General features: G+C 73.1%; 19 protein-coding genes. 8 read left to right on the forward strand and 11 right to left on the reverse strand.

The annotated features are described in order from the left end of the window. Window positions 1–157 precede the first annotated feature (157 nt). On the forward strand, window positions 158–1,117 hold the full coding sequence (locus ACZ7OH_RS42020) for an AraC-like ligand-binding domain-containing protein (protein WP_470286002.1): 960 nt from the start codon (window positions 158–160) through the stop codon (window positions 1,115–1,117). An 81-nt stretch (window positions 1,118–1,198) separates the two neighbouring features. Then, window positions 1,199–2,191 (forward strand): carbon-nitrogen hydrolase family protein, encoded by a 993-nt coding sequence (locus tag ACZ7OH_RS42025; RefSeq protein WP_470286003.1) that lies wholly within the window; start codon window positions 1,199–1,201, stop codon window positions 2,189–2,191. An 84-nt stretch (window positions 2,192–2,275) separates the two neighbouring features. On the opposite strand, the gene ACZ7OH_RS42030 is transcribed toward ACZ7OH_RS42025, so the two are convergent. After that, on the reverse strand, window positions 2,276–2,842 hold the full coding sequence (locus tag ACZ7OH_RS42030; protein WP_470286004.1) for a TetR/AcrR family transcriptional regulator: 567 nt from the start codon (window positions 2,840–2,842) through the stop codon (window positions 2,276–2,278). A gap of 110 nt (window positions 2,843–2,952) precedes the next feature. Between ACZ7OH_RS42030 and ACZ7OH_RS42035 the strand changes: the two genes are divergently transcribed. From ACZ7OH_RS42035 to ACZ7OH_RS42045, 3 genes are all read left to right on the forward strand, one after another. Continuing rightward, on the forward strand, window positions 2,953–4,158 hold the full coding sequence (locus tag ACZ7OH_RS42035; protein WP_470286005.1) for a cytochrome P450: 1,206 nt from the start codon (window positions 2,953–2,955) through the stop codon (window positions 4,156–4,158). A gap of 35 nt (window positions 4,159–4,193) precedes the next feature. Then, the gene (gene mug, locus ACZ7OH_RS42040; protein WP_470286006.1) at window positions 4,194–4,751 is read left to right on the forward strand and encodes a G/U mismatch-specific DNA glycosylase; all 558 of its coding nucleotides are present in this window, start codon (window positions 4,194–4,196) and stop codon (window positions 4,749–4,751) included. Between the two features lie 109 nt (window positions 4,752–4,860). Further along, entirely contained in the window at window positions 4,861–6,429 is a 1,569-nt protein-coding gene (locus ACZ7OH_RS42045) for a long-chain-fatty-acid--CoA ligase (RefSeq protein WP_470286007.1), read from the forward strand. A gap of 4 nt (window positions 6,430–6,433) precedes the next feature. Here the strand turns inward: ACZ7OH_RS42045 and ACZ7OH_RS42050 are convergent, their stop codons facing one another. The 3 genes from ACZ7OH_RS42050 to ACZ7OH_RS42060 all read right to left on the reverse strand — a co-directional run bounded on the left by ACZ7OH_RS42050 (window position 6,434) and on the right by ACZ7OH_RS42060 (window position 8,296). Then, entirely contained in the window at window positions 6,434–7,156 is a 723-nt protein-coding gene (locus ACZ7OH_RS42050) for a haloacid dehalogenase type II (protein WP_470286008.1), read from the reverse strand. A 25-nt stretch (window positions 7,157–7,181) separates the two neighbouring features. Next, the gene (locus ACZ7OH_RS42055) at window positions 7,182–7,817 is read right to left on the reverse strand and encodes a GntR family transcriptional regulator (RefSeq protein WP_470286009.1); all 636 of its coding nucleotides are present in this window, start codon (window positions 7,815–7,817) and stop codon (window positions 7,182–7,184) included. A gap of 68 nt (window positions 7,818–7,885) precedes the next feature. Next, on the reverse strand, window positions 7,886–8,296 hold the full coding sequence (locus ACZ7OH_RS42060; protein ID WP_470286010.1) for a hypothetical protein: 411 nt from the start codon (window positions 8,294–8,296) through the stop codon (window positions 7,886–7,888). Window positions 8,297–8,426: 130 nt separating this feature from the next. Between ACZ7OH_RS42060 and ACZ7OH_RS42065 the strand changes: the two genes are divergently transcribed. Together ACZ7OH_RS42065 and ACZ7OH_RS42070 are read left to right on the forward strand one after the other, a co-directional pair. Then, complete coding sequence (locus ACZ7OH_RS42065) at window positions 8,427–8,720, forward strand: hypothetical protein (protein ID WP_400890500.1); 294 nt, start codon at window positions 8,427–8,429, stop codon at window positions 8,718–8,720. 119 nt (window positions 8,721–8,839) lie between these two features. Continuing rightward, window positions 8,840–9,052 (forward strand): three-helix bundle dimerization domain-containing protein, encoded by a 213-nt coding sequence (locus ACZ7OH_RS42070; protein ID WP_470286011.1) that lies wholly within the window; start codon window positions 8,840–8,842, stop codon window positions 9,050–9,052. Here the strand turns inward: ACZ7OH_RS42070 and ACZ7OH_RS42075 are convergent. Further along, window positions 8,998–9,432: a hypothetical protein gene (locus ACZ7OH_RS42075; protein ID WP_470286012.1), complete on the reverse strand. Its 435-nt coding sequence runs from the start codon at window positions 9,430–9,432 to the stop codon at window positions 8,998–9,000. The genes ACZ7OH_RS42070 and ACZ7OH_RS42075 overlap by 55 nt on opposite strands. A 398-nt stretch (window positions 9,433–9,830) precedes the next feature. Continuing rightward, window positions 9,831–10,010, reverse strand: coding sequence for a hypothetical protein (locus ACZ7OH_RS42080; RefSeq protein WP_470286013.1), 180 nt, complete (start codon window positions 10,008–10,010; stop codon window positions 9,831–9,833). Between the two features lie 253 nt (window positions 10,011–10,263). On the opposite strand from ACZ7OH_RS42080, the gene ACZ7OH_RS42085 reads away from it, so the two are divergent. Further along, entirely contained in the window at window positions 10,264–13,071 is a 2,808-nt protein-coding gene (locus ACZ7OH_RS42085) for a helix-turn-helix transcriptional regulator (protein ID WP_470286014.1), read from the forward strand. Between the two features lie 2 nt (window positions 13,072–13,073). On the opposite strand, the gene ACZ7OH_RS42090 is transcribed toward ACZ7OH_RS42085, so the two are convergent. From ACZ7OH_RS42090 to ACZ7OH_RS42110, 5 genes are read right to left on the reverse strand one after another with little or no spacing between them, the layout of a single operon-like run. Beyond that, a complete protein-coding gene (locus ACZ7OH_RS42090; RefSeq protein ID WP_470286015.1) occupies window positions 13,074–13,619 on the reverse strand; it encodes a DUF6328 family protein in 546 nt (181 codons plus the stop codon). Between the two features lie 34 nt (window positions 13,620–13,653). Beyond that, entirely contained in the window at window positions 13,654–14,370 is a 717-nt protein-coding gene (locus tag ACZ7OH_RS42095; RefSeq protein WP_470286016.1) for an NAD(+)/NADH kinase, read from the reverse strand. Beyond that, a complete protein-coding gene (locus tag ACZ7OH_RS42100; RefSeq protein ID WP_470286017.1) occupies window positions 14,352–14,627 on the reverse strand; it encodes a hypothetical protein in 276 nt (91 codons plus the stop codon). The genes ACZ7OH_RS42095 and ACZ7OH_RS42100 overlap by 19 nt, the downstream gene beginning before the upstream one ends. Window positions 14,628–14,671: 44 nt before the next feature. Further along, the gene (locus ACZ7OH_RS42105; RefSeq protein WP_470286018.1) at window positions 14,672–15,871 is read right to left on the reverse strand and encodes an FAD-dependent monooxygenase; all 1,200 of its coding nucleotides are present in this window, start codon (window positions 15,869–15,871) and stop codon (window positions 14,672–14,674) included. Between the two features lie 59 nt (window positions 15,872–15,930). Beyond that, window positions 15,931–16,914 (reverse strand): Lrp/AsnC family transcriptional regulator, encoded by a 984-nt coding sequence (locus ACZ7OH_RS42110; RefSeq protein WP_470286019.1) that lies wholly within the window; start codon window positions 16,912–16,914, stop codon window positions 15,931–15,933. Window positions 16,915–16,962: the final 48 nt, after the last annotated feature.

Genomic DNA, 16,962 nt, shown 5'->3' on the forward strand with positions numbered 1-16,962 from the left:
CGAGAAGCCGCTTTTTCCCGACTTTCGGCCCTTACGGCGCCGCTCCGGACGGCCCGGTCGCGCCGTTTCACCGGCCGAGCGGAGAGCCCGTACGGCGAATACGGCGTCGCTATTCCGCCTGTTGCACGGCCCGCGCGCGGCGGCGCATCATGACGCGATGAACGGCGAGCCGCGCCCGGGCTCCGCCGACGTCTGGTCGACATCGGCGGTCACTTCGGCGCGCGCTTTCGAATACTGGCGGGACCTGATCTGCGACACCTTCGTCCAGCTGTCGGCGGCCCCCACCACGCCGGGCCCGTTCGACGGCCGGCTGGCGCACGCCGACCTCGGGTCGTTCGAAATGACGACCGTGCACGCCGGTGGGCAGCGGGTGCGCCGGACCCCGCGGCTGATCGCGCGCGCCGGCGAGGAGTACCTGCTCGCCAGCATCCAGACGCGCGGCCGCGGCCGGATCGAGCAGGACGGCCGCGTCGCCGAGCTCGCTCCCGGCGAAATGGCCCTCTACGACAGCACCCGCCCCTACACCCTGCACTTCGACGCCGCCTTCGAGCAGGTCGTCGTGCAGGTGCCGCTGCGGGACATGCTCGCCGAAACCGGGTTGCGCGACGCGCGGGGCGTCACCGCGACGAAGCTCGGCGCGCACAGCACCGCCGGCGTCGTCGCCCAGTTCTTCCACGGTCTCGCCCGCCTCCAGCAGGCCGACCCGCTGGGCGCGGCCGCGCTCGCGACGCAGGGCCGCGGGCTGATGGCGGCCGCGCTCACCCTTTCCGCCGGTGAGCCGCCGCACGGGGACGCCCTGACCCGCCGGCGCGTCCAGTCCTTCCTGCACGCCCGGCACGCCGACCCCGGCCTCACCGTCGACGACGTCGCCCACGCGTTCCTCGTTTCGAAGCGGACGCTCTACCGTCTGTTCGACGGCAGCCCCGACGGGGTGAGCACGGTGCTGCGGCGCATCCGGGTGGAGCACGCGAAGGCGTTGCTGCGCGCCGACCGCACCCGCCCGCTCGAGTCGATCGCAGCGGCGTGCGGGTTCGCCGGGGAGCGCCAGTTCTACCGGGTGTTCCGGGCCGAAACCGGCCGGACGCCCGGGCAGTTCCGCGGCACGTCCGGTCAGTGAGGTGGCACGGGCTGTCGGTCCGCGCCCCGCCGTGAGCGCCCGATAGTGGGGGGCACCCACGACTCACCCAGGAGGCCGGCCATGACCGAGCAGGTGCGCGTCGCCGTTGTCCAAGCGGAACCGAAGTGGCTGGAGCTGGCCGCCGGAGTCGATCAAGTCGTCGGCCTGATCGCCGGCGCCGCGGCCGGCGGGGCCCGGCTGGTCGCGTTCCCGGAGACCTTCCTGCCCGGCTACCCGTGGTGGATCTGGCTCGCCTCGCCCGCCTGGGGCATGCGGTTCGTGCCCGGCTACCGCGAAAACTCGATGACCCGCGACGGCGCCGAGATGACCCGGATCGCGGCCGCCGCGGCCGAGCACGGCGTGCACGTCGTCCTCGGCTTCAGCGAGAAAGCGGGCGGCAGCCTGTACATGGCGCAAGCCTTCATCGACGACACCGGGCGCGTCCTGTCGGTGCGCCGCAAGCTCAAGCCGACGCACGTCGAGCGCGCGGTGTTCGGCGAAGGCGACGGCAGCGACCTGCAGGTGCACGACACGAAGCTGGGCCGCCTCGGCGGGCTGAACTGCTGGGAGCACTTCCAGCCGCTGACCAAGTACACGATGTACAGCCTGGGCGAGCAGATCCACGTGGGCTCGTGGCCGAGCTTCTCGGTGTACCGCGGCGGCGCGCGGGCGCTGGGTCCCGAGGTCAACACCGCGGCGAGCCTCGTCTACGCGGTGGAAGGCCAGACCTTCGTCCTCGCGCCGTGCGGGGTCGTCGGCGACGCGGCGCAGGAGGTGTTCTGCGACGACGACACGAAGAAGCAGCTGCTGCTCAAGGGCGGCGGGTTCGCGCGGATCTACGGTCCCGAAGGCAGCGAACTGGCGGCCCCGCTCGCCGAGACCGACGAGGGACTGTTGTTCGCGGACCTGGACTTCTCGCTGATCGCGATCGCCAAGTCCGCCGCGGACCCGGTGGGCCACTACGCGCGCCCGGACGTGTTCCGCTTGCAGGTCAACCTCGCGCCCACGCCCCGGATCGTCCACAGTGGAGCGCCGGAGTTCGAGGACGTCGACCTCGTCCCCGAAGGGGCGTGACGGCGTGGAGTCCGCGATCCCGGCCCACCTGACGGTCGAGCGGAGCCCACCCGACCCACGTGGCGATCTTCCGGGCGGCGCGGCTCAGCCGCGCCAAGTCCCGATGCTGTCGAGCAACCGGTCGATCAGGCTGTCCGGGACCGCGTCGCGCTGCATCGCCGTGCGGTAGACGATCGGCCCGACCAGCAGCGACACCAGGTCCGACGGGTCGGCGTCCGTTTCGAGCTCGTGCGCCGCGACGGCCATCCGGATCGCCTCGTGGATCCGCGTCCGGATCGTCGCGTTCGACTCGTCGCGGCGGCGGGCGAGCTCCGCGTCCCAGATCGCCGACTGCATCATGGCCAGCGACAGCGCGGCGACGGCCGGCGGCAGCACCTCGTCGGCCAGCTGCCGCAGCTGCCGCCGCAGCCAGGGCCGGACCGGGGTCTCCGGGTCCTTGAACAGCGGGAGGTCCGCGCCCTCCATGACGTCGAGCAGCAGCTGCTCGGACCGCGGCCAGTGCCGGTAGACGGTGGCCCGCCCGACGCCGGCCTCCTGGGAAACGCGCTGGTGGGTGACCGCGCCGGGTCCCTCGCTCGCCAGCAACTCCCGGGCGGCGACGAGGATCGCCTCCCGGGAACGCGCCGCGCGCGGGTCCGTCGAGTAACTCACCGTCACAGCATACGAGCGACCCCCATCTACGAGACAGGTTGACTCATAGATCACGCCGTGCCACAGTCGGCATCTGTGAGACACGGTGTCTCACAGGTGGGGAGCAGACCATGCCGGACACCCAGCACCACACCGTCCTGCCGACCGGCCGCCGGGCGGACCGCTGCCCGTTCGAGCCGGCCGCCGAGCTGACCGCGTTGCGCGAGCGGCCCGGGCTGCCCCGCATCCCGCGTTACCACCCGTTCTTCGGGGAGCGGGAGGCGCGCGCCGTCACGCGGTACGCCGACGTCCGCGCGGTGTTCTCGCACGAGGACATCGGCGCGGACCTGAACGCCGACCCGGACGCGCCGCGCACGTTGTTCAACCAGCCCGGCTTCCTGCTCGGCTACGACGGGCCCGAGCACCTGCGGCTGCGGCGGATGCTGGCGGGCGCGTTCACCGTCCGCCGGCTGCGGGAAATGGGACCGGCGATCGAGAAGATCGTCGACGAGCACCTGGACGCGATGGATGCGATGGATGCGTCGGGTCCAGGGGCGGACCTCGTGCCGGCGTACGCGCTGCCCATCCCGTCGCTGGTGATCTGCGACCTGCTGGGCGTCCCCTACGCCGACCGCGCCGACTTCCAGCACCGCAGCGCGGTCCTGCTCGACGCCATCCGCCCCGAGCAGGAGCAGTTCGCCAACTACGCCGCGATGCACGCGTACATGACCGAGCTCGTCGCCCGGCTGCGCGCCGAGCCGGGCGACGGCTTGCTCGGCGAAGTGATCGTCGAGCACGGCGACGAAATCACCGACGAGGAACTGGTCGGCTTCGGCAACCTGCTCCTCATCGCCGGCCACGAAACGACGTCGAACATGATCGCGCTCGCCACCCTGGCCCTGCTGAGGAATCCGGACCAGCTCGCCGCCGTCCGCGACGACCCCGAAGTGGCGACCCCGGCGATCGAGGAGCTGCTGCGCTACCTGTCGATCGTCACCTACCTCGACCGCCGCGCGACGGCGGACGTGGACGTCGACGGCCACCGGATCGCCTCGGGCGAATGGCTGTCGCTCTCAGCGCTGGCAGCCAACCACGACCCCGCCTTCGTCGGTGATCCCGGTCTCGACGTCCACCGCAAACCGGTGGCGCACTTGGCGTTCGGCTTCGGCGCCCACCAATGCCTCGGTCAGCAGCTGGCCCGGATCGAGCTGAAGGCGGCGCTGCCCGCACTGCTGCGCCGGTTCCCGGCACTGCGGTTGGCGGTTCCGGTCGAGCAGCTCGAGTTCCGCGCCTTCTCCCCGATCCACGGCGTGACGTCGTTGCCGGTGACGTGGTGAGCGCGTCCCGCTGACCGGTGGTGTTCGATGGTGGGATGCGGGAACCAGAACCGGTCCAGGCCTTGCCGGACGTGCTCGCCGAGGGGCTGCGGGTGGTGTTCGTCGGCATCAACCCCGGCCTCTCCTCGGCGGCGGCCGGGCACAGCTTCCACACGCCGGGCAACCGGTTCTGGCCCGCGCTGCACCGTTCCGGGTTCACACCCCGGCGGCTGCGCGCGGAGGAGGAACGGCTCTTGTTGGATTGGGGGCTGGGCATCACCAGCATCGTGCGCCGCCCCACGGCCCGCGCGGCGCAGCTGTCGCGCGAGGAGCTCGTCGCGGGTGGCCGGGACCTGGCCGACCGGGTCCGGGCGATCCGGCCGAAGTGGCTGGCGATGCTGGGCGTGACCGGGTACCGGGCGGCGTTCGGGGCACCCCGCGCCCGGCTCGGTCCCCAGGACGAGCCGATCGGCGGGGCGCGGGTGTGGATCGTGCCCAACCCCAGCGGCCTCAACGCGCACTACCCGCCCGAGGCCCTGGCGGCCGAGTTCGCCCGGCTGCGCACCGCCGCCGGCGTGCCCGACCGCTCCGGCCTCCTCGGCGAGCGCGCGTGAAGTTCCGGCTCACCTGAGGGCGATACACCCCGGCCGCACGGTGGACCGCGCCGCCGGCCCCGTGGTAGAAGTAGAACGTGTTTCACTCCTGACCACCGGAGGTGCCCGGATGAGCGTCCCGACCGTGACCGAGCTCCTCCTGGCCCGCGCCGGCGACGAGCGTCCCGGCCTGCGGTTCGAGGACGAGACCCTGTCGTGGGCCGAGCACGTGCGGGCTTCGGCGCGTCGCGCGGCCGGGCTCCGGGAAGCGCTGGACTGGGACAAACCACCCCACGTCGGTGTCTTGGCCGACAACGTCCCGGCGTTCTCCGTCCTGCTCGGCGCCTGCGCGTTCGCCGGGGCCGTGCTGGTCGGGCTCAACCCGACCCGGCGCGGTGCCGCTCTCGCGAGGGACGTCCGGCTCGCCGACTGCCAGGTCGTGCTCACCGAGCCGAAGTACGGCCCCCTGCTCGCCGGCCTGGACCTCGGCGGGATCCCCGTGCGGGACCTGGGGTCGTGGCCGCCGGCCGGGGACCCGGTCGAGCCGGTCCCCGCGTCGCCCGACGACCTGCTCATGCTGATCTTCACCTCCGGCACCAGCGGCGACCCGAAGGCCGTCCGCTGCACCCACGGCAAGATCGCCTTCCCCGGCGCGATGCTGGCCGAGCGCTTCCGGTTGTCCACATCGGACACCGTGTACGTCGCCATGCCGATGTTCCACTCCAACGCCGTCATGGCCGGCTGGGCGGTCGGGCTCGCGGCCGGCGCGGGCATCGCCCTGCGGCGCCGGTTCTCCGCGTCCGGTTTCCTTTCCGACGTGCGGAAGTTCGGCGTGACCTACGCCAACTACGTCGGCAAGCCACTGTCCTATGTGGTCGCCACGCCCGAGCGGCCGGACGACGCCGACAACCCGCTGCGCCTCGTCTACGGGAACGAAGGGGCGAGCGCCGACTTGGCCGCGTTCGAGAAGCGCTTCGGCTGCAAGGTCGTCGACGCGTTCGGCTCCACCGAAGGCGGGGTGGGTTTCGCCCGCACCGACGACACCCCGCCCGGCTCACTCGGCCGGCCGGCCGACGACGTGGCCATCCTGCACCCGCACACGGGCCGCCCGTGCCCGCCGGCCGAGTTCGACGCCGACGGCCGGCTGGTCAACGCCGAGGAAGCCGTCGGTGAGCTGGTCAACACGGCGGGCGCCGGCTGGTTCGCGGGGTACTACCGAGACCCCTCGGCGGACGCGGAACGCCTGCGCGACGGCCGGTTCCACACCGGCGACCTCGCGTACGCGGACGCGGCCGGGTTCTGCTACTTCGCCGGCCGCCTGGGCGACTGGCTGCGCGTCGACGGCGAGAACCTCGGCACGGCCCCGATCGAGCGGATCCTGCTGCGGCATCCCGCGATCACCGACGCGGCGGTCTACGCGGTGCCGGACCCGGTGACCGGAGACCAGGTGATGGCCGCCGTCGTCACCGGCGGCACGCCTCTGGATCCCGCCGAGTTCGGCCGTTTTCTCGCCGGTCAGCCGGATCTCGGGCCCAAGCAGGTGCCGAAGTACGTGCGCACGGTCGGCGAGCTGCCGCGGACGTCGACGTTCAAGGTCGTCAAGCGGCAGCTTTCGGCGGAAGGCCTGAACTGCCCCGACGTGATTTGGGAGCGCACGGGCCCGGACCTCGCCTACACCGCTCTGTCCACTGTGGTCTGAGCGATCAGGCGAAAGCTTTGTCGACGGCGTCGGCGAAGGCGCCCATCGACGGGAACTCCAGGTCGTACGACCAGTCGCCGCCCGGTTCAGGGGTGGCGCCCCAGCCCGGCCGGTCGTGGCGGCGGTTGATCCACACCGACGGCAGGCCCTCGCGCTTCGCTGGCACGTGGTCGTGGAACAGGCTCTGCGCCACGTGCAGCAGTTCCGCGCGGGCCACCCCCAAGGACGGCAACGTCTCGTCCAGCGCGCGGAAGTGGTTCCCGGCGGGCTTGTAGGCGCCGACGTCCTCGGCCGTGATGATCGCGGCGAACGTGCCGTTCAAGCGCTTGTTGCTGCCCGCGAAGCCGTCGCGGTGCACGTTCGACAGGATGATCAGCCGGTAGTGCCCGGCGAGCCGCGCCAGGGCCTCGGCCGAGTCGGGGAACGCGGGCCAGTCCGGCACGGACTCGGCCAGCCGGCCCGCCCAGTCGTCGCTCACGGCAGCCCCGAGGCCGGCGCCCGTGCGGCGGAACGCTTCCGCCAGGACGTCCGGGTACCGCGTGGCCGGCGCTTCCCGTTCGACGGCGGCCTCATGGTCGGCGTACGCGACCAGCAGGTCCTCTTCGGAGAGACCGAGGCCCCGCTCGGCGGCCCACGGCGAGAGGACGGCGGCGATGCCGGCCTCCCAGTCGATCAGGGTGCCGTAGCAGTCGAAGCTCAGCGCCTTGAAGCTCGTCAGGTCCGTCATGTGTATGACAGTATAACAATGGCAGTCAGTCGACCAGGCCGTCCAACGCGTGCTGCAGGTGGTCGCGCATCGCCGTGACCGCGCGTTCTTCGTCGCCGGAGCGCACCGCGTCCAGCAGTGCCCGGTGCTCGGCGGCGAGGTCGCCCGCCCGCGGGTAGGAGTCGCTGAGCTGGGCCAGGCAGAGCTGCATCTCCTCCTGCATCGCCGGGTAGATCCGGTCGAGGCGCGGGCTGCCTGCGCAGCCGATGAGCACGACGTGGAACGCCGTGTGCGCGTCGACCCGCTCGCCCCAGCTCGCGCTCGGCGCGAGGGCTTCCATGGCGGCGAGCCCGGCCTCGGCGGCGGCGACCGGCCGCCGCTCGGTGACGATCCGCCGGACCGCCTCGAGCTCGAGCGGGGTGCGGACGAAGAACAGGTCCCGCACGTCGTCGGCGGTGAACACCGGCACGCGCAGCGAGCGCCCGGTGGACCGTTCGGCGAGGTTGCGGGCGAGCAGCTCCTGCAGGGCCGAGCGCACGGTCGGGCGCGCGACGCCGAACATGCTCGCCAGCCCGACCTCGGTGAGCGGCTCCCCCGGCTTGAGCTCCCCGCCGAGGATGTGCCGCCGGATCTCGCCGACAAGGGCGTCGCGCGTGCTGATGCCACGCAGAGGCACGGTCACGCGGTCCCCTTTCCCACAAGCCGGCCCCCAGTCTGGCACGTGCCCGACGGCCCGGCCGCGAACGTGGCTCAGCCCCGGCCGGAAGCCACCCGGTACGCGGCGATCCGGATCCGCAGCCCGCGCAGGTGAACCAGGTCGATGACGAACTTCGACGCCGGGCGGTACCCCGGTGCGTCCTCGGTGCGGCACGGGCCCGCCACGTACACGAACTCGTCGTCGCCGTCGTACCGCGGCTCCGACCACACCGCCGCTTCCCCGGCTCCGCTGTCCGCGCGCCGGGCCCGGGCCAGCCAGTAGACCGGGAGCTTCAGCACCTCGCCCAGCGCCTTGTCGAACGACGGGAGGTCGGCCTCGGCGATCGCCAGCCCGCGGCCGCTCCACACCCTCGGGGCCCAGAAGCCGCCGGAGGCGTGCGTGAACGTCGCCGTGTCGCCGGACGCCGTGATCGTCCAGTCGGCCACCGTGGTGAGGGTCGGCATGCCTGCTCCCTGCGGTCGTGGCCCCCAGGTCCGGACCAGCGTAGTGGATCATGCCTCCTGGACCGGGCGTTGTTAACCTGAGATTCATCTCCGGATCACCGGAGGGGGAAGCCGTACGAGGGTGGTGGGCGTGCACGACGAACAGCCGGTGGAGCTCGTTCCCCGGTCGGTGACCGAGCTCGGCGCCGATCCCGCCTGGACGGTCACCCGCACCGGCACGACCGGGCAGTGGCTCACCGCCGAGCGCGCCCTCGAGCGCGACGGGCACCGCCGCCTCATCGGGCTGACCCCGATCCGGCCGGGCGCCGTCGCGCTCATGCTGTGGGCCGACGGCGAGGTCGTCGAGCACCTCAGGACCACCGAAGCGGACGCCTGCGCGACCGCCCACCGGTGGGCCGCGGAGTTCCTCGCCGGGAACCGGTGACGCGGGAACCGATACCGGAACCGACCCGCAGTCGGTGATTCTTTTCGTTCACCTCCAGTTCATGTCCCGGTCGTCTCATAAGGAGGTTCTCCGATCCCCGGCCGACCGGAAGGTGCACGATGAGCACTTTGGACACCATGGCCTCCGAGCAGCTCGACACCCACTTCGCCCAGCTCGAAGACCGCTTGGGCCACGACTACGCGGACGTCACCCGGACCCGGCTGCACGCGCCGGTCGACCACGAACGCGCGCGGTTCGCCGGCGCGCGCATCCACGCCTACGTGCCGATCCTGGTCGAGCGGGCGGTCCGGGCGGCGCTGGCGGCTACTTGAAGATCGCGATGGGGTGCACGACCGGCTCCCCGCGGTGCGGGTCCCAGTCCTCGACGGAAGCGCACCCGCGGCCCGGCCACGGGGTCGGCCGGGTCGCCGTAGGCGGCGATGAACGTCGTGTAGCCGGGTTCGCCGGAGCGGACCCGGCGGAACAGGCCGCGCATCGACACGAACGCGTCGATCCCGCGCCGCCGTGCCGTCCGCAGCCGCGTGTTGCCCGGCCCGTCCGCCCAGCCGAGCGCGGTGACCAGGGCCTTGTTCTGCACCAGCTCCCGCTTGACGAGGTTGACGTAGACGATGTCGTCCCGCTTCTCCAAGACCTCCATGACCATGCCGATGACGGTGATCGGCTCGGCGCGTTCGATGTAGCGGCTGAACACCTCTTCGCTCTTCTTCTGCTCCCCCGCGCCTTCGCCCGCCGGTCGAGGTCGCGGGTGGCGACGTCCCGGGAGCCGGTGCGGGTCACGTGCACGCGGATGTGGTGGCGCATCAGGAGTTCCCGGACAGGTCCAGGGTCCGCTCGAACGGAACGACGAGGGTGCCGGACACCAGCAAGGTCACCAGGCCGACGGGGCCGGACGGTGAGGTGCGGCTCTTCCATGGTGGGGCTCTCGGTCGTCACCGAATCAGACGTCCGAGCGGCAACGCCGCGGGAAGCGGACGTTTCTCCCGGGAAAGTCCGCCGAGCCCGTTCGTTCATTACCGGAATTCGCCGGAACAACCGGAACGGCCGCGCCCGGAATGGTGTCCGGTCGCGGCCGCAGGGTCGGCGTACCCCTTAGTTGTAGCCCATTTCGTCGGGTGCCACGCCGTTGTACCCCATCTCGGCGGGGTGGTCGGCGAGCACCGCCGTCGAAGCCGCGCTCCCGGCGGCGACGGCGAAGGCGGCGGAAGTACCCAGGACACCAGCCGCGAAAAGGGTCAACGCGACCGTGGCGACCGCTCGGCGAACCCGCATCATTCCTCCGGTGGTCAATCGGGCGAAACTGGCTTTCGGGCGAGGCGGACGTTCCCAGAGCCGGCACAACCGGCGGACAACGGACGGTTAAGGACCCGCCAACGGCAGGCGGCCATATCACATCCCGGCGCATTTCCGAACAATGGCCGAACCGGATGTTTCCGAAATCGGAATGACAGATGACCGACCAGCGGGACGGTTACGTCGCGTATACCTCTTGTTCAGCATCTGTTCGTCTTCTATTATCGACCGTGTGCAACCGCTCACGGACGGTGCTGACCTCCTGATCGGCCGGGACGGTGAGCTGTCCCGGCTGGCGGGCTGGGTGCACGACGTGGCGGCCGGCCGCGGACGCGCCGTCCTGGTGGACGGGGAGCCGGGCATCGGCAAGTCGGCCCTCGTCCAAGCCGCCGCCGCGGTCGCCGCGCGGGCGGGGTGCCAGGTCTACCGGGGCGCCGGTGACGAACTGGGCCAGGCGCTGCCCCTGCTCCCCCTGCTGGACGCGTTGCGGATCACCGCCGCCGCACCGGATCCCCGCCGCGGCGCCATCGCCGGGCTCCTGCGCGGCGACACCGCGCCGGGCAAGGGCGCCGACCTCGCCGCCGCGGCCGCCGAGCAGCTGCTCACCCTGGTGGACGAGCTCTGCCACGCCGGTCCGGTGGTCTTGGTCGTCGACGAGCTGCAGTGGGCCGACCGCGCGACGGTGGCCGTCTGGGGCCGGCTCGCCCGCTCGGTCCGGCAGCTGCCGCTGCTCCTGATCGGCGTGCTGCGGCCGGTACCGCGCCGCGACGACCTGCGGGCGCTGCGGCGGATCGTCGGGCCCGCCGAACGGCTGCGCGTCGGGCGGCTCACCGAACCGGCGGCACTGGAGCTGGTGGCGAAGCTCGCCGGCGGCAAGCCGGGCGACCGGCTGGAGCGGCTGGCCGACGGGGCCGCCGGAAACCCCTTGTACCTCACGGAACTGCTCGACGCGCTGACCCGGGGCACCTGCCTGGACGTCGACGATGCGGGGATCGCCGAGCTGACCGGCGGCCCCATCCCCGACTCGCTGCCGGAGGCGATCGCCGACCGGCTCGGCTTCCTGTCGGAACCGACGCGGACCGTGCTGCGGACGGCCGCGCTGCTGGGCGTCGGCTTCTCGGTCGCGGACCTGACGGTCGTGGCGGACGCCGAACTGGCCGCGCTCCTGCCCGCGCTCGACGAAGCCCGGGCGGCCGGCGTCCTGATGACCGCCGGCGACGACCTCGCGTTCCGGCATCCCTTGATCCGCCAAGCCTTGTACGACGAGCTGCCGCCGGGCGTCCGGGTCGTCTGGCACCGGGCCGCCGCGCGGGCCCTGGCCGAGGCCGGTGCCCCGGTCGAGCGGGTGGCCCGGCAGCTGCTGCCGTCGGTGGCCGACCCGGCGCCCGGCGAACCGGTGCCCGGGTGGGTCGCCGGCTGGATGCGCGAGGCGGCCACCCCGTTGATCGGCCAGGCGCCGGAGGTCGCGGTCGCGCTGCTGCGCCGCGCGGTGCGGGACGGCGACTCCGCGGCGGGCGCGCTGAGCTGCCGGCTCGCCGAGGCCCTTTACCGCGTGGGCGACTTCGCCGACGCCGAGCGCGTCGCCACCCGCGCCCTGCCCCGGACCGCCGACCCCGAGCTGCTCGTCGACCTGCACACCACGGTCACGCAGTGCCGCGCGATGACCGGCCGCTCCGCCGAATCCCTTGCCGCACTGGGAGAAGCCGCGCGTACCCCGGGCCTGCTCGCGCGGCACCGGGCCCGGCTGCTGGTGCTCACCGCGCGGACGCACCGCGACCTCGGGCAGGTCGACACCGCCGCGAAGGTCGCCGCCGCCGCGCTGACCGAAGCGGGCGACGACCCTTGGGCGACCGGCTGGGCCCTGCACGTGCTGAGCCTGGTGGCGATGATGCGCGGCGAGTGGGCCGAGGCGCTGCCGCTGTTCGATCGCGCGATGGCCACCGCCGCGGACGATCCCGCGCTCACCGACCTCGGCCTGCTGCTGCGCATCAACCAGGCGGTCACCTTCGGCGCGCTCGACCGCTACCCGGAGGCGCTCGCCGCGGCCGAACGGGCTCGCGAACGGGCGGACCGCGCCGGCAGCGTCGTGCGGCTGACCCAGGCCCAGAGCGCGCTCGGCCAGCTGCTGCTGGGCAGCGGCCGGTGGGACGACGCCCTGGCCGAGGTGGACGTCGTCCCCGACGACCTCAAGGATCCGAGCGTGGCGTGCTGCGACCACGGCGTGGCCGCGATCATCCACTTCCACCGCGGCGAAACGGCCGCGGCGCACCGGCACCTGGACGCGGCGGCCCCGTGCGCGGAGCGGATCGGCGGCCGGGTGGTCGAATCGCTGACGCTGGCGCGCGGCCACGCGTTCGAGCAGGCCGGCGAACCGGACCGGGCGCTCGCCGCGTTGACCGCCGCGCTCGCGGGCGAGGACGAAGGCGAGGGCCTGCTCGCGGACGCCGTCCGGCTGGCTGTGGAAGCCGGCGACACCACGACCGCGGCCGAGATCGGGGCCCGGGTCCACGCATTCACCGCCGGTGCGGAAGTCCCGCACCGGCAGGCGCTGCGGCTCTACTGCCAGGGGATGACGGAACGGGACGCCGCCGCGCTGCTGCGCGCGGCCGACGGCTACCGGGACGCGGGCCGTCCGCTCCCCCGCGCCCAGGCGCTGGAAGCCGCCGCGGCCGCGTTCGCCGACGCCGGCGACCGGGGTTCGGCGCGTGCCGCGTTCACCCACGCGCTGGGCCTGTTCGAGGGCTTGGGCGCGCAGCGGGACGTGGCGCGGCTGCGCGCCCGCTTCCGGGCGCTGGGGATCCGGCGCGGCCCGACGGTGAAGCACCGCCAGGCCACACACGGCTGGGACAGCCTCACACCGACCGAGACCAAGATCGCCGGACTGGTGGTGGAAGGCCTGTCGAACCCGCAGATCGCGGCGCGGCTGTTCCTGTCCCCGCGCACGGTCGCCACGCACGTCTCGCACATCCTGGCCAAGCTCGGCGTGCACTCGCGCATCGACATCGCGCGGGAAGCGACCCGCAAGTCGGCGTCGGGCTGAGGTCAGCGGGAGTTCCGGATCCGGCTCCACAGCGGCACGACGAACCACCACAGCGCGAACCAGCCCAGTGCGCCGGCGGTGAACCACCCGGCGAGCGCGGGCCCGAGCGTGACGCTGAGGATCAGCAGCAGCGCGGAACCGATGGACAGCATCAGCAGCGTCAGCCCGTACAGGGCGAACCGGCTGGAGGCGTGCACGAGCTGCCGCTTGAGCCGCCGCTGGAACACCAGCCGGTGGAACGCGGCCGGCGCGATCAGCAACGCGGTGGCGGCGGCCCCGAGCACGAGCGCGGCCACGTAGACGCGCCGTTCGAACTCGGTCAGCGTCGCGAAGCGCGGCGTGAAGGCGACGGTGAGCAGGAACGCGAGCAGCAGCTGCACCCCGGTCTGCGCCACCCGCACTTCCTGCAGTATCTCGGCGTAGTTCCGGTCCAGCCGCTGGGTCGGGGTTTCGCGGCGCGCCGCGAAGTTCCACTGGTCGTGGGCATCCGGAGCCTCGCCGAGCGGCAGCCGGTCCGGGTGGGTCTTCTCGATCCCGTTCACCTTCATGCCGCAACGGTGCCGCGATCGCGCCCGCGAGACATCAGTCGATCTGAGGATCTGGGAAGCCGGGTTCGGCCGGCAGCCGCCGGCGTTTCCTGAGCCGGGCCAAGTCCTCCCGCACCTCCGCGGGCAGCAGCTCGGCCATCTGTTCCGGCCGCAGCGGCAGGTCGAGGAGGCTGAGCTTGACGCGGCTGCGCTGGGCGTGCCGGCCCGGATCCAGGCGCACGACCTGGGCCGCGTCCGGGCGCAGGGTCGCCGTCAGCGGGGTGGCCGGCTCCAGCGGCCGCCACGCGTTGCCGTCGACGCGCAGCATCGGCGGCGCGCTGCCGGCCACTCCGCGCAGCGTGACGACGTCCCGGGCCGGCAGCACGATCGAGCGGCTGACGCCCGACATCGACGCGACCGGCGTCACCGCCAGCACCTCCGCCGCCGGGGAGATCACCGGCCCGCCGGCCGCGTAGTTGTAGGCGGTCGAACCGGTCGGCGTGCTCAGGATCAGCGCGTCGCAGCGGTAGTACCCGAACTGCGTCCCGTCGACCAGCAGGTCGACCTCCACCGTCGCCCCGGGTTCGGCCCCGCCGACGACCACGTCGTTGAACGCGACCACCGCCGCGTCGCCCGCCACCAGCGCGACGCAGCTGTGCGGCTCGACCTCGAAGTCCCCGGCGTGCAGCCGTTCGAGGGCCCCCGCGAGCTCCGCCGGCGTGATCTCGACCAGGAACCCGACGTTGCCGTAGTTCACCCCGAGCACCGGCACCGGCCGGTCCACGGCCAGCCGCAGCGCGCCGGCATCGTCCCGTCCCCGCCGAGGCTGACGATGGCGTCCACCCCGGCCGCGAACGCGGCATCGGACACCACCGCCACGCCGGCCCCGACCTGCGCGGCATCGGTTTCCCGCGCCACGAGCTCGACCCCGTGGCGCGCGGCGTGGGAGACGAGCACTTCGACGGAGTCGCGCACCGGCTTGCGCGGGTGCGCCACCACGCCGACACGGGTGATCTCGGGTTCCGGCACCCGATCATTCTGGCCGCCCGGACGTGCGCGGCGCGACCGCGGGCCTACGAAGTGATCGCGGCCCCCGAGTCCGGCGCCTCCGCGTAGTCCGGCAGCTCGACGCCGTTGAGCGCGCGCTCGACCAGGTCGGTGAGCGCCGCCATGTCGGGCTCCGGGGCCGGCTCGGCGTCCGGGTCGGGGATGCCCCGCATCTTCGCGTGCAGCCGGCCGATCTCCTGGTTCGCCTCGACGAACGGGCGCATCCGCTCTTCGTACGCGGCGAACGCCACCGCCGGGTCCCACCCGGCGACGGCCAGCTCCCCGGCCAGCAGGTAGGCGCCGACCAGCGCCAGCCCGGTGCCCTGCCCGGACAGCGGCGACGAGCTGAACGCCGCGTCCCCGAGCAGCGCCACCCGGCCGTCCGACCAGCGGTCCAAAACGACCTGGGCGACCTGGTCGAGGTAGAAGTCGGGGCTGTCGTCCAGGTACTCGAGCAGCTGCGGCGTCAGCCAGCCCAGGCCGGCCACCCGCTCGCGCAGCAGGCGCTTCTGCCCTTCGACGTCGCGGTAGTCGACGGCGAAGTCGGGCGAGACGAAGGAGAACATGGCCATCGCGCGGGTGGCGTCGCCGATCGGCCGCAGCATCGCCGAGCGCCCGGGCTCCTGGTGCTCGAGCACGTGGCGGTCGAGCCCGAACTCGTTGGGCACGCTGTAGAAGGCCAGCACGTGCCCCAGGTGGCGGACGCACTCGTCGTGCGGCCCGAAGACCATCCCCCGCAGCGCGGAGTGCAGCCCGTCCGCCCCGACCACCAGGTCGAAGCGCCGCCGGTCGCCGCCCGCGAAGACCACGTCGACGCCGTCGGCGTCCTGGGTGAGCTCGGCGACCCGGTCGTCGAAGACGTACTCGACGCCGTCGCGCGTGTCGTCGTAGAGCACCTGCGACAGGTCCCCGCGCAGGATTTCGATCTCCGAGATGTAGCCGTCGCCGCCGTCGTCCTCGGCGCTGAAGGTCTCCAGCACGGTCCCGTCCGCGTCCACGGTGTGCGCGCCGGCGGTCTCGGTGCGAGCCGCGCGCACGGCCGCGTCCAGCCCCATCCGCCGGATGACCTCCCTGGTCACCCCGCGCGCGTCCACCGCCTGCCCACCGGGACGCAGCCCGGGAGCCCGTTCCACGACGGTGACCTCGGCCCCCCGCCGGCGCAGCCAGTGGGCCAGCGCGGGCCCCGCGATGCTCGCCCCGGCCACCAGCACCTTGACTCCGGTCACGTGCGTCCCCCTGCTCATCGGTCCGGATCAGTGCCCGGATCGTATAGCGGTCGACGGCTTCAGCCGGCGGTTCCGGCGAACAGGCGGCCGCCGGCGATGAGGGAACCCGCCTGTTTCAGCGGCCGGACCCGGACGCTGACCTCGTACCCCTCGATGGCCCGCAGCTTCGCGATGCGCGTGGTCAGGTAGCGGTAGAGACCGTCGGAATCCCGGCAGATCACGACGGCCATCAGGTTGTCCGGTCCGCTGACCGCGAGCGTCACGGCGACTTCGTCGTGCCGCGCGAGCTCCTCGCCGACCTCCTCCAGGTGCCGTGGGGCGACGCGGATCCACACGGTGGCGTGGGAGTGGTAGCCGAGCCGTTCGGGCAGCAGGTCGACGTCGTAGTACAGCGTGCCGGAGGACTCCAGGACCTCCAGGCGGCGCGCCACCCGGGTCTGCGTCCACCCCGTCTCGCGGGCGAGCCGCGAGTGGGCGGCCCGGCCGTCCTGGGCCAGCATCGCCAGCAGCGGCGCGTCCTCCGCGGCCGGCTCGACCGGCGGCCCGGTGACCGGCGGGAGCTCGGCGCGCAGAACCTGCTCCTGCTCCGGGGTCAGGCGGTCGTCGTAGCCGGTCCAGTCCGAGGTGCCGGGCGGCCCGAACCGGTGCAGCAGCAGGTCGATCCGCACCCCGAGGACGGAGACGGACTTCGGCAGCCGCTGCAGCAGGACGTCGGTGCCGGCGCCGGCCCGGACCAGGCACATGACCTCCGCGCCGCCGGAGGTGACGTGGGCGAACGAGACGTCGGAGCGCCGGGCGAGCGCGTCGGCGACGGCGTCGACGCGGTCGGGGCGGCACCGGATCCGGGCCACCCACTCGTCGTGCCGCCGCGAGGCCGGCGCGACCCGCCCGAGCACCCGTAGCACGCCGTCCCGGCGCAGCGCCTGGTAGCGGCGGGCGACCGTCTGCTCGGACACCCCGATCAGCTGCGCCAGGCGCCGGAAGGTGACCCGCGGATGACACTGCAGCGCGTGGAGGACTTGCGTGTCGATCCGGTCGACCATGGAGGAATGGTCGCACAGCCGAGGTCGCTTTGGCGATAAATCGCGGTT

The organism is Amycolatopsis sp. NPDC114478, assembly GCF_055633805.1.

Excerpts from the sequence above, each read along its gene's own strand:
- ACZ7OH_RS42020 (WP_470286002.1), top strand. The coding sequence starts at position 158 with ATGAACGGCGAGCCGCGCCCGGGCTCCGCCGACGTCTGGTCGACATCG.
- ACZ7OH_RS42025 (WP_470286003.1), top strand. The coding sequence starts at position 1,199 with ATGACCGAGCAGGTGCGCGTCGCCGTTGTCCAAGCGGAACCGAAGTGG.
- ACZ7OH_RS42035 (WP_470286005.1), top strand. The coding sequence starts at position 2,953 with ATGCCGGACACCCAGCACCACACCGTCCTGCCGACCGGCCGCCGGGCG.
- mug (WP_470286006.1), top strand. The coding sequence starts at position 4,194 with ATGCGGGAACCAGAACCGGTCCAGGCCTTGCCGGACGTGCTCGCCGAG.
- ACZ7OH_RS42045 (WP_470286007.1), top strand. The coding sequence starts at position 4,861 with ATGAGCGTCCCGACCGTGACCGAGCTCCTCCTGGCCCGCGCCGGCGAC.
- ACZ7OH_RS42050 (WP_470286008.1), bottom strand. The coding sequence starts at position 7,156 with ATGACGGACCTGACGAGCTTCAAGGCGCTGAGCTTCGACTGCTACGGC.
- ACZ7OH_RS42060 (WP_470286010.1), bottom strand. The coding sequence starts at position 8,296 with ATGCCGACCCTCACCACGGTGGCCGACTGGACGATCACGGCGTCCGGC.
- ACZ7OH_RS42070 (WP_470286011.1), top strand. The coding sequence starts at position 8,840 with ATGAGCACTTTGGACACCATGGCCTCCGAGCAGCTCGACACCCACTTC.
- ACZ7OH_RS42080 (WP_470286013.1), bottom strand. The coding sequence starts at position 10,010 with ATGCGGGTTCGCCGAGCGGTCGCCACGGTCGCGTTGACCCTTTTCGCG.
- ACZ7OH_RS42090 (WP_470286015.1), bottom strand. The coding sequence starts at position 13,619 with ATGAAGGTGAACGGGATCGAGAAGACCCACCCGGACCGGCTGCCGCTC.
- ACZ7OH_RS42110 (WP_470286019.1), bottom strand. The coding sequence starts at position 16,914 with ATGGTCGACCGGATCGACACGCAAGTCCTCCACGCGCTGCAGTGTCAT.